General features: G+C 34.8%; 7 protein-coding genes. 6 read left to right on the top strand and 1 reads right to left on the bottom strand.

The genetic code is table 11. The features are described from left to right. Both ACEN2I_RS02715 and ACEN2I_RS02710 read left to right on the top strand, forming a co-directional pair. Window positions 1-2,196 carry a hypothetical protein gene (locus tag ACEN2I_RS02715; RefSeq protein WP_441764587.1) on the top strand — a complete coding sequence of 732 codons (2,196 nt, stop codon included), beginning with the start codon at window positions 1-3 and terminating at the stop codon, window positions 2,194-2,196. A 152-nt stretch (window positions 2,197-2,348) separates the two neighbouring features. Then, on the top strand, window positions 2,349-4,136 hold the full coding sequence (locus tag ACEN2I_RS02710; RefSeq protein ID WP_441764586.1) for a rhamnogalacturonan lyase: 1,788 nt from the start codon (window positions 2,349-2,351) through the stop codon (window positions 4,134-4,136). 35 nt (window positions 4,137-4,171) lie between these two features. Here ACEN2I_RS02710 and ACEN2I_RS02705 read toward each other — a convergent pair whose 3' ends face one another. Further along, window positions 4,172-5,212, bottom strand: coding sequence for a GntR family transcriptional regulator (locus ACEN2I_RS02705; RefSeq protein ID WP_441764585.1), 1,041 nt, complete (start codon window positions 5,210-5,212; stop codon window positions 4,172-4,174). A 287-nt stretch (window positions 5,213-5,499) separates the two neighbouring features. Here ACEN2I_RS02705 and rhaT point away from each other — a divergent pair, with 287 nt between their 5' ends. The 4 genes from rhaT (at window position 5,500) to ACEN2I_RS02685 (ending at window position 11,611) form a co-directional block, all read left to right on the top strand. Further along, window positions 5,500-6,570 (top strand): L-rhamnose/proton symporter RhaT, encoded by a 1,071-nt coding sequence (rhaT, locus tag ACEN2I_RS02700; RefSeq protein WP_441764584.1) that lies wholly within the window; start codon window positions 5,500-5,502, stop codon window positions 6,568-6,570. A 32-nt stretch (window positions 6,571-6,602) separates the two neighbouring features. Continuing rightward, complete coding sequence (locus tag ACEN2I_RS02695) at window positions 6,603-8,744, top strand: bifunctional aldolase/short-chain dehydrogenase (protein ID WP_441764583.1); 2,142 nt, start codon at window positions 6,603-6,605, stop codon at window positions 8,742-8,744. Between the two features lie 219 nt (window positions 8,745-8,963). Then, window positions 8,964-10,238, top strand: a complete 1,275-nt coding sequence (locus ACEN2I_RS02690) for a TIM barrel protein (protein WP_441764582.1) — start codon at window positions 8,964-8,966, stop codon at window positions 10,236-10,238. An 11-nt stretch (window positions 10,239-10,249) separates the two neighbouring features. After that, window positions 10,250-11,611, top strand: a complete 1,362-nt coding sequence (locus ACEN2I_RS02685) for an FGGY-family carbohydrate kinase (protein WP_441764581.1) — start codon at window positions 10,250-10,252, stop codon at window positions 11,609-11,611. The last annotated feature ends 95 nt before the right edge of the window (window positions 11,612-11,706 follow it).

Below are 11,706 nucleotides of genomic sequence, written 5' to 3'. Positions count from 1 at the left end.
ATGAAAAAATATCAATTACTTGTTGCATTTGTGTTTTCTATTTCGCTTTCGTCACAACAAAAAATTGACCGAAAAGCATTGGTAACAAGGCATAATATTCAGATTACTGCAATGGATACTTTAGCTTCTTTAAGTGTTGGAAACGGTACATTTGCTTTTACCGTTGATGTCACAGGTTTACAAAGTTTTCCAGAGAAATACCAAAATGGTATTCCGCTTGGAACACAATCGGAATGGGGTTGGGACAGTTATAAAAATACAGAGAATTATAAGTTTTCTGAAACTTTAAAAGACGTAGATCAGTATGGTCGTAAGATTTCGTATTCAACACAAATTAAAGAACCTGCACGAAAAAAAGAAGCAGTCGAATGGTTTCGTCAGAATCCGCATTTATTGCAATTGGGAAATATAGGTTTTGAAATAACCAAAAAAGATGGCAGTTTGGTAAAGCCGGAAGATATTCAAGCTATTAATCAAAAGCTGAATTTATGGACAGGAAAAATTGAGAGCTACTTTGAGGTAGAAGGCACTCCTGTGAAAGTGTTAACGGCTTGCGATCAGACAAAAGATGTTTTAGGCTTTAAGGTTGAATCGGATTTAATTCAACAAGGGCGTTTGAAAATTCGTGTTCGAATCCCTTTTCCAACAGGACTATGGGGTGATATGGGGACTAAATGGGAGGAAAAACAGGATGTAGCTATTTCAGCGGTTGCTATTGCAGGGACTGATCTGGGGAAAAAATGGGGAGGAAAACAAGATTATAAAAGCAATCTGAAAATCAAAAATAAATCAGAAGCTACTATTACACACATAATGGACAGTATTTCGTATGATATTAATTTGAAATGGAAAGGTACTGCATCAATTAAAGAAAAAGCAAAACATTATTTTGTTGTAGAACCCTCAAAAAGCAATACAATCGAATTGAGTTGTTCGTTCGTTCAAACAGATAAAAACAAAGCTGCAATTCCTTCTTTTGAAGCAATTAAAAAAAGCAGTATCGCAGGTTGGGAATCCTTTTGGGAAAGCGGAGCGGCAGTTGATTTTTCAGGCAGTACAGATAAGAGAGCGCATGAATTGGAGCGTCGCGTGATTCTTTCACAATACCTGACCAAATTGCAATGTACAGGAAAAGTTCCGCCACAGGAAACAGGTTTAACTTACAATAGCTGGTACGGAAAACCGCATTTGGAAATGCATTGGTGGCACGGTGTACATTTTGCTCTTTGGAACAGACCGGAATTACTGGAAAACAGCCTTTCGTGGTATCAAAAAGTTTTTGAAAAGGCTAAAGATATTGCCAAAAGACAAGGTTTTGAAGGTGCAAGATGGCAAAAAATGACAGATCCTGATGGTAACGAAAGTCCGTCATCAGTCGGTTCATTTTTAATTTGGCAGCAGCCACATTTTATTACTTATGCAGACTTAATTTATCAGGCAAAACCCACAACTACAACATTAAATTTATATAGCGAACGTGTTTTTGCAACTGCTGATTTCATGGCTTCCTTCGCCAGTTATGACAGTAAAAACGATCGTTATGTTTTAGGCCCGGGTGTTATTCCGGCGCAAGAAAGATTTAAAGCAATGGAAACTTTTAACCCAACGTATGAACTGGCATATTGGAATTGGGCTTTAAAGACAGCGATAAACTGGAAGAAAAAATTAAATCAAAAAGTGCCTGAAAAATGGCAAGATGTTTTGAAAAAATTATCGCCTTTACCAATTTCAAATCAAGTTTATTTAGCAACAGAAAGCGCTACTGATTCGTATACGAATCCGGAGTTTAAAACCGATCATCCATCAGTATTAGGGACTTTCGGAATGCTTCCGGACACGTCACTTTTAGATAAAAAAATCATGAAAAACACGTTTGATCTGGTTTGGAATACCTGGTCATGGGACAAAACCTGGGGATGGGATTTCCCGATGACAGCAATGTCTGCAGCGCGTTTGCAAATGCCAGAAAAAGCCATTGATGCCCTTTTTATGAATGTGGTAACAAATACCTATTTGAAAAACGGACATAATTATCAATCAGAAAGGCTGACACTTTATCTTCCGGGTAATGGAGGTTTACTGACTGCAGTTGCGATGATGTGTGAAGGCTGGGAGGGAAATACAATTGAAAATCCCGGTTTTCCTAAAGACGGAACTTGGAAAGTGAAAAGTGAAGGATTTAAAAAGATGTTTTAATGTTGAGTTAATAGTGAATAGTAGTAAATAGCAAAAAACTGCATTGCATTGTAATAATTAATAAATATCAATAGATGAGAATATCTTTTAAAAGAAATAGAATTTTATTTTCCATGTTCTTTCTTTCCTGTTCAATTTTTGCACAAAGACAAATGGAAAACTTAGATCGTGGCGTAATTGCGATCAAAAACAATGGTCATTTTTTCATAAGTTGGCGTGTTTTAGGAACTGATGCTGATGATTTAGCTTTTAATTTATATAGAAAGAGCGGTTCTAAAAAAGCTGTCAAATTAAATGAAAAACCTATAATCGGAGCGACTAATTTTCTGGATACAAATGCTAATGCTAATGAAGAAAATACCTGGTTTGTCAAAACTATTCAGAAAGGAAAAGAAAAAGATGAAAACGGAAGTTCTTCTATTCCGGGTTCAAGTCCTGATAAAGATTATTTATCAATAATAATAAAGCCAGTTGAAGGTTATATTCCGAATGATCTTTCTGTTGGTGATTTAGATGGAGATGGAAGATATGATTTAGTTGTACACATGACTGGGAAAGGACATGATAATTCACATACCGGAATTACAGACCCACCTATATTTCAGGCATATACTTTAAACGGAAAATTTTTATGGCAGATTAATTTAGGAAAAAATATTCGCGAAGGAGCGCATTATACACAATTTATGGTATATGATTTAGATGGTGACGGAATTGCAGAATTGGTTTGTAAAACTGCTGATGGTACAATTGACAGTCAGGGAAATGTTGTGGGTGATGCAGCGAAAGATTGGGTAGAAAGAGACCCGGCTTCTCCAATTTATGGTAAAATTTTAAAAGGCCCAGAATATCTTTCGGTTTTTGATGGAAGGACTGGGAAATTAATTACAACAACTGAATATATTCCTGAGCGTGGTGATCTTGCCGGATGGGGCGGACACGGTGGAAGCGGAGGTAATGATACTAAGGGGAATCGCATAGATAGATTTACGGCTTGTATTGCCTATTTAGACGGGATTCATCCAAGTGTTGTGATGTGCCGTGGCTATTATGGAAGAACCGTTTTGGCTGCCTGGGATTTTAAAAACAACAAATTGACTTCAAGATGGGTTTTTGACAGTAAAGATGCTGAAAATCCATATTCCGGAATGGGAAATCACGGTCTTTCAGTCGCTGATGTTGATAGTGATGGCAAAGACGAAATTATTTTTGGATCGATGTGTGTTGATGACGACGGAAAAGGTTTGTACACCACAGGTTTCAGGCACGGAGATGCACTGCATGTTACAGATCTTGATCCTGATTTACCGGGTTTAGAGGTATTTGGAATTCATGAAATTGAAAACAAAACAACAGGTCCCGGAGTAACACTGTTTGCTGCAGCAGATGGAAAAGTATTGTTTACAGGTTCAATCAATGAAGATGTTGGGCGGGGAGTAGCTGACAATATTGATCCTACCAAAAAAGGGGCTCAATTTTGGTATTCTGGGTCTCCTTTTTTATATGATATTAAAGGAAATAAAATAGGAGATGCTCCAAAATCTGCTAATTTTTTGATCTATTGGGATGGAGATACTTCAAGGGAACTGCTGAATTCAAATTATATAGATAAATATGGTAAAGGAAGATTGTTTACTGCAACAGGAGCAGTATCCAATAACGGGACAAAATCAACTCCGGCACTTTCTGCAGATATTTTTGGAGACTGGAGAGAAGAATTGATTCTAAGATCTGAAGACAATAAAGAATTAAGAATTTATTCGACTACAATTCCAACAGATGTAAGACAATTTACTTTGATGCATGATCCTCAGTATCGCCTGAGTATTGCATGGCAAAATGTAGGTTACAATCAGCCGCCTCATACCGGTTTTTACTTTGGAAGTGGTATGGAGCCTGCGCCTAAGCCCAATATTGTTTTAATTGCTTCAAAAAGATAAAAAAAGCCCCTGATTTTTAGACAATCAGGGCTTTTTTATATAGAATTTCTGTCAATAAAATTAAAAGGAACTTTAACTTCTCCTTTTTCCTTATTTAAAATCATTCGCGCAGCTGTTTCCCCCATTGTATTAAAATCTGTGGACATCACTGTAATTCCTAATAATTCTTTTAACGGAGTGTCATTATAAGATATTACGCCAATATCGTGACCTAAAACATATTCTTCATCTCTTATTTGTTTTACCAGATTAACCAAATCTGATTCCTCAATCGTAATAAATAAATCCCCTTTTTTAAGAATCATATCATCATAAACTTCATTTAGAATCTCAAAATTAATCTGATGTTCTACACAAAATTTTCTAAAGCCATGTAATATTCTTCTCGGATAAGGATACACCGCTTTTTCCGGATATACTAAAATTAATCTTTTGTATTTGTTTATTTTAGAAAGACCTTCTTTTAAGGCGTTATAAATATCATTCTCAAAATCCTGATAAATTTTGATCACGTCATTGCCAAGCCCAAGTTTAATATTGTCCATAATAACCAGTTTGTCTTCGGGTATTTTTTGGATAGCTTTTGCCACTTCATCTGTAAAACTTAAATGTTTTAATTCATCTGTCTTAAAATGTGTTGTAATAACATAATAATCGTAAGCTCCTTCAAATTTATCTAAAAGATTTAAAAATAAAGTTTCGTCACAATGGTATATATGCAAATCGACATGTGCATTTGCTCCTAGAGTGTTTATAAAAGAGCTGTAGGTTTTCATTTTATAAGCACTCAGTTTATTGAATAAAAACAGAATATTGACTTTAGATTCTAATTTTGTTCGGGTAATATAATACCCTTTTCCTCTTATCGAAGAAATAATTTTACGTTCTTTTAAAATATTATAAGCTTTTTCAACAGTATCCCTCGACATATAGAATTCTTCACTAAAATTGTTGATTGATGGGATCTTTTGGTTTATTTTAAGGTTACCATTAGCAATATTTTGCAGAATTGAATCTACAATCTGCTTGTATTTTGGTACCCTGGAATCTTCATCTATTTTAATTAGTTTAATCATGATAGTCGTATTCTGCATTTTATGTGGTAAGTAGTAGTTGTAAATTGCATTATATGTAATATTTTTCTTTAAAAACGAATAAAAGATATTAATTACGCAAACGTTTGCTAAAATATGAATTTTAAATTTAAAAATTCATAAGAAATTGATTCTTCTCGCAATAATTTATGATTTAAAATAAATATAAATTAGGTAAAGGACAGTACAGGATAGTTTTCTTTTTTACATTCTCTTATTTTACCAAACCAGATTTAACTATCGACTTAACCAAAAAAAATAAACATTAAATGGAATCATTACTCGGAATCATTTTTCACTCTATCGGAGGATTTTCTTCAGGCAGTTTTTACATGCCTTTCAAAAAAGTTAAAGATTGGGCCTGGGAAAGTTATTGGCTTGTTGGAGGTTTTTTCTCCTGGCTAATTGTACCGCCAATTGCTGCTTATTTAACGATTCCAAATTTTACTGAAATAATTGCAGCTGCGGCTCCATCAGTGAAAGCATTAGCATACGTAATGGGATTGATTTGGGGAATTGGGGGATTGACTTACGGATTAGGCGTTCGTTATTTAGGAATGTCATTAGGTAATTCAATTACCTTAGGGTTTTGTTCTGCTTTTGGCGCCTTGATTCCACCAATCTACTATAATTTTAATGCAGTAGAAGGTAAAGAATCTATTAGCGATATGTTCTCAAACTCAGGAGGCCAAATGGTTTTGTTTGGTGTGCTTGTGTGTATCATCGGAATTGCTATTTTAGGAAAAGCAGGAATTTTAAAAGAAAAAGATTTTGCAACAGGCCATGAAGACAAAGACAAAGAATTTAGTTTGGTAAAAGGTTTAATTATTGCTATAATATCAGGTATTTTAAGTTCTTTTTTTAATTTCGGAATTGAAGCTGCAAAACCAATGGCTGCTGTTGCCAATGAAGCATGGAAAGCATTGCACCCAAATCAGGGAGAATTCCTGTTTCAAAATAATGTAAGTTATATTATTATACTTTGGGGAGGGTTAACAACCAACTTTATATGGTGTATCTATCTTAACTTAAAAAATAAAACTTTTGGTAATTATACAGATACCAAAACACCAATTTCAAAAAACGTACTTTTTTCTGCTATTGCAGGTACTATGTGGTTTCTTCAATTTTTCTTTTACGGAATGGGGGAAAGTAAATTAGGAAACGGAGCCAGTTCGTGGATTCTGCACATGTCTACCATTATTCTTACGGCAAACTTTTGGGGCTTTTACCTAAAAGAATGGAAAGGTGTTACAAAAAAGACCTTTAATACTTTTCTATTCGGAATTGCACTGATGTTCCTCTCTATTGTTTTAGTAGGAATTGGCAACTCGTTATAAATAATAACCAAAACATAATATATATTCATAAAATGTCAAATATAAACACAAATAATATGACTTTTCAGCATGTAAGCTATCTTTGGGATGACGCTAAAGCTGCAGCACTGGCAGGAGACGAAGTTGCTCTTTTTATCTATCGCTCTAATTTATTGGGAGCTGATTTAAGACTTACCAATTATGGAGGCGGAAACACTTCTGTAAAAATTACAGATAAAGACCCATTGACAGGCGAAAGCTCTGAGGTAATGTGGATTAAGGGTTCCGGAGGAGACATCGGAACATTGACAAAATCAGGTTGTGCAGCGTTGTATTTAGATCGATTACGCAATCTTGAAAATGTATACAGAGGTATTGAGTTTGAAGATGAAATGGTTGAATTGTTTAATCATTGTATCTTTGATTTAGCTTCAAAAGCACCTTCTATTGACACACCATTACACGGTTTTTTACCTTTCAAACATATCGATCACCTGCATCCTGATGCTGCTATTGCAATTGCAGCTGCAAAAGACGGAGCTAAAATTACCGAGGAATTATTCGACGGAGAAATCGGTTGGGTAGGATGGCAGCGTCCAGGTTTCGACTTAGGACTTCAATTAAGAAGCTGTTTGGAAGAAGCGGAGAAAAAAGGCAAAAAATTACGTGGCATCATGTTAGGATCTCATGGCTTATTTACCTGGGGTGATACTTCTTATGAAAGTTATATCAATACACTTGAAGTAATTGAAAAGTGTGCTGACTATTTAGAAAGCAATTACGGGAAAAAACGCCCTGTTTTTGGAGGTAAAAAAATAGAGAGCCTTCCGGAAGCGGATCGTAAATTAAAAGCGGCAAAAGTAGCTCCGATTTTAAGAGGTTTTTGTTCTTCAGAGCGTCAGATGATCGGTCATTATACAGATGATGCAAGAGTTCTGGAATTTATTAATTCTAATGATTTGTCAAAATTAGCTCCTCTTGGAACTTCTTGTCCGGATCACTTTTTACGCACTAAGATCAGTCCTTTGGTTTTGGAATTAGATCCAAAAGAAGATTTGTCTGATGTAGTAGCAATTAAAGCAAAATTAACTCCTGCTTTTGAGGGGTACAGAGCAATGTATAAAGAGTATTACAATGCTTGCAAAAAGTCTAATTCACCAGCGATGCGTGACCCAAATCCAGTTGTAATTTTATACCCTGGAGTAGGTATGTTTACGTTTGCCAAAGATAAAACAATGGCTCGTTTGGCATCAGAATATTATGTGAATGCAGTAAATGTAATGAAAGGAGCAGAAGCTGTTTCTGAATATACTTCATTGCCACATCAGGAGGCTTTTGATATCGAATACTGGTTATTGGAAGAAGCAAAATTACAGCGTATGCCAAAACCAAAAGCACTTTCAGGAAGAGTAGCTTTAGTTACTGGTTCTGCCGGTGGAATTGGAAAAGCTATTGCTAAAAGATTTGCCGAAGAAGGAGCTTGCGTAGTAATCAATGATATTAACGAAGAGCGTTTAGAAGGTGCAAAAGCAGAATTTATCCAATCATTTGGCAAAGATGCTGTTTCAAGTACTTTATTAAACGTTACAGATGAAGTAAGTACTGAAAAAGCTTTAGATGCAGCCTGTTTGGCATTTGGTGGCGCTGATATTATTGTAAACAATGCTGGTATCAGTATTTCAAAATCAATTGCAGAACATACTCTTGAAGAGTGGGACAGATTATATGACATTTTGGTAAAAGGACAATTTATTGTTTCTAAAGCCGGAATTGAAGTAATGCGCAAACAAGGTTTTGGCGGGGATATCGTAAACATCGTTTCTAAAAATGCGGTTGTAGCAGGTCCAAATAATCCTGGATACGGTTCAGCAAAAGCAGCTCAGGCGCATTTAACACGTTTGATGGCTGCTGAGTTAGGAGCTGATAAAATTCGTGTAAACACGGTTAACCCGGATGCTGTAATATCAGATTCTAATATCTGGTCTGGCGGATGGGCTGAAGGGCGTGCAAAAGCATACGGAATTACCGTTGAAGAATTGCCAGCATATTATGCGAAACGTACCTTATTAAATGAAATTATATTGCCTGATGATATTGCAAACGCTTGTTTTGCATTCGTAGGGGGCTTGTTGAACAAATCGACAGGAAATGCCTTGAATGTTGACGGTGGAGTAACAATGGGCTTTTACCGATAAGTTGTTTAGTTTTTTTTAAGTTTATTTAACAAAGTGGTTTTTGTTGTCTAACGTTCGATTCTGTCGGACGTTAGATTTTTTATGACAATTGTATTTTATAAATAAATTTCCTAAAAATATAAAAAAAACAAAGAAAAGAGTACCAAAAAGTAACATAAATCAAGGGTTCAGTTTATAGAATAGTCCTATATTGTAAACCCTAATTAAAAATAAATAAGTATGTTAATTCAATCAAACACTATAGCATCTCATAATGATGGTTTATTAAAAAAACATCAAAATAAATTAGTTTTTACAGCTTCAGAAATTGCCGAAACAGAATCAATTATTCAAAAATTAATCGATTTTCAAATTGCTATTCCATCCTGGGCATTAGGAACAGGAGGAACAAGATTCGGGCGTTTTCCAGGTGGAGGAGAACCACGTTCATTAGAAGAAAAAATTGAAGATGTAGGTTTGCTTCATGCTTTAAATAATGCTTCTGGAGCAATTTCTTTGCATATTCCATGGGATATTCCAACGGATTATAATGCTATTAAGACTTTAGCGGGACAACACGGATTAAAATTTGATGCTATGAATTCTAATACTTTTCAGGATCAGGCAAATTCAGAGCAGACTTATAAGTTTGGCTCCTTACAAAATGTAAACAAAGCAGTGCGTAAACAAGCCATTGCTCACAATATTGAAGTTATCAAACACGGAATCGAATTAGGATCAGAATCCTTAACGGTTTGGCTGGCAGATGGATCATCTTTCCCTGGACAATTAAACTTTAGAAAAGCATATCAGAATACGTTAGAAAGTTTAGAAGAAATCTACGATGCATTACCTTCTAACTGGAAATTGTTCTTAGAATACAAATGTGCTGAGCCAAACTTTTATTCTACAACAGTAGCAGATTGGGGTCAGTCCTATTCTTATGTACAAAAGCTAGGAGACAAAGCAAAAACCCTTGTTGACTTAGGACATCATTTACCTAACGCCAATATTGAACAAATTGTTTCGATTTTATTGATGGATAATAAATTAGGCGGTTTCCATTTCAATGATTCAAAATACGGAGATGACGATTTAACAGCCGGTGCTTTAAAACCATATCAATTATTCCTGATCTTTAATGAATTGGTTGAAGGAATGGATGCGCATGGAATGAATCACGCCAAAGATTTAGGATGGATGATTGATGCTTCTCATAATATTAAAGATCCTTTAGAAGACTTGTTGCAATCTGTTGAAGCGATTATGATAGCTTATGCTCAGGCACTTTCTGTAGACAGAAAAGCGTTGGAAATTGCGCAGCAGGACAATGATATCGTAAAAGCTCAGGAAATTTTGCAAAATGCTTTCCGTACCGATGTTCGGGCTTTGGTTGCAGAAGCTCGTTTGCGTTCAGGTGCAGCATTAAATCCGATAGAATTATATCGTAGTGTTACTGTTAGAAATAATTTGATTTCAGAAAGAGGATTAAAAACGATGGCTACAGGCTTATAAATAGGTAAATAATGAATGTAGTTGCAATTTTTGATATTGGTAAAACCAACAAAAAGGTATTTTTATTTGATGAAAATTATAAAATTGTTTGGGAAAAATCTGTGAATTTCGATGAAACGGTGGATGAAGATGGTTTTCCCTGTGAAAATATTGAAGTATTAAATAACTGGGTTCTCGAAAGATTATCAGAAATAAAAGAGTTGAATAACTATGTTTTGAAAGCGATCAATTTTAGTACCTACGGAGCTAGTTTTGTGTATATTGATGATAATGGAAATCCGTTGACGCCTTTATACAATTATTTAAAAGAGTATCCGGAGGATTTAAAGAATCAATTTTATAAAAAATACAAAGGGGAAGAGGTTTTTGCAGTAAAAACAGCTTCTCCTGTTTTGGGGAGCCTGAATTCCGGAATGCAGATTTACAGACTGAAAGAAGAAAAACCTGATTTATTCGGAAAAGTAAAATATTGTCTGCATTTACCACAATATTTGAGCTTTCTTCTTACTGGAGAAGCTTTTACAGACATTACCAGTATTGGATGCCATACCAATCTTTGGAATTTTAAAAAGATGAAGTATCATAAATGGCTGAAAAACGAAAGAGTAAGTAACAAGCTTCCTCCAATTCATCCTGGAAATGATGTTATTAAAAAAGAAAATGAATTGGCCATTGGAATTGGTTTGCACGATAGTTCATCTGCCATCATTCCGTATACAATAAATTTTACAGAACCTTTTGTTTTATTGTCAACTGGCACGTGGAGTATTTCTCTTAATCCTTTTAATACTAAAGCATTAACATTTGAAGAACTTCAAAATGATTGTTTGTGTTATATGCAATACACTGAAAAACCTGTAAAAGCGGCTCGTTTGTTTTCAGGTAACGAGCATGAAGTACAGACTAAAAGACTGGCAGAATATTTTAATGTTTCGGCTGATAGTTTTAAAGAAGTCTATTTTGATAAAAAAATCGTTTCAAATTTAAGAGCATTAAATTTTCAAATTGTTTATCCTAAAAAATATGACTTTGATATTTTGAAAGAATGTCCATTTCAAAAAAGAGACCTGAATACATTTAAAACCTATGAAGTTGCATACCATCAATTAATGCTGGATCTCGTTGAACAACAGGTTTTTTCGACTAATTTAGTGATTCATAATAGTCCTGTAAAGAAAATTTTTGTTGATGGAGGATTTAGCAAAAACTCCATTTTTATGAATTTACTGGCAGAAGCCTTTCCGGAAGTAGAAGTTTATGCTGCTTCGATGGCGCAGGCAAGTGCATTAGGTGCAGCACTTGCGATTCATCAAAACTGGAATCCTAAACCGATTCAGAATGATTTAATTGATTTGAAGTTTTACAAGCATTAGAAAATAAAATTTAAAATAAAAATCTGCTCAATACGCAGCATCTGCGAGAAAAAATCTAACATATAGAAGCATAGATTTTTATTTAAGTGAAAGAA

This window comes from Flavobacterium sp. W22_SRS_FK3 (assembly GCF_052113665.1).
Classification (GTDB): domain Bacteria; phylum Bacteroidota; class Bacteroidia; order Flavobacteriales; family Flavobacteriaceae; genus Flavobacterium.
Note: the sequence above shows the minus strand (reverse complement) of the source record. Positions and strands in the feature narration are given on the sequence as shown.

Coding starts and splice junctions, on each gene's coding strand:
- ACEN2I_RS02690 (WP_441764582.1), top strand. CDS start 8,964: ATGTTAATTCAATCAAACACTATAGCATCTCATAATGATGGTTTATTA.
- ACEN2I_RS02685 (WP_441764581.1), top strand. CDS start 10,250: ATGAATGTAGTTGCAATTTTTGATATTGGTAAAACCAACAAAAAGGTA.
- ACEN2I_RS02705 (WP_441764585.1), bottom strand. CDS start 5,212: ATGATTAAACTAATTAAAATAGATGAAGATTCCAGGGTACCAAAATAC.
- ACEN2I_RS02710 (WP_441764586.1), top strand. CDS start 2,349: ATGGAAAACTTAGATCGTGGCGTAATTGCGATCAAAAACAATGGTCAT.
- ACEN2I_RS02715 (WP_441764587.1), top strand. CDS start 1: ATGAAAAAATATCAATTACTTGTTGCATTTGTGTTTTCTATTTCGCTT.
- ACEN2I_RS02695 (WP_441764583.1), top strand. CDS start 6,603: ATGTCAAATATAAACACAAATAATATGACTTTTCAGCATGTAAGCTAT.
- rhaT (WP_441764584.1), top strand. CDS start 5,500: ATGGAATCATTACTCGGAATCATTTTTCACTCTATCGGAGGATTTTCT.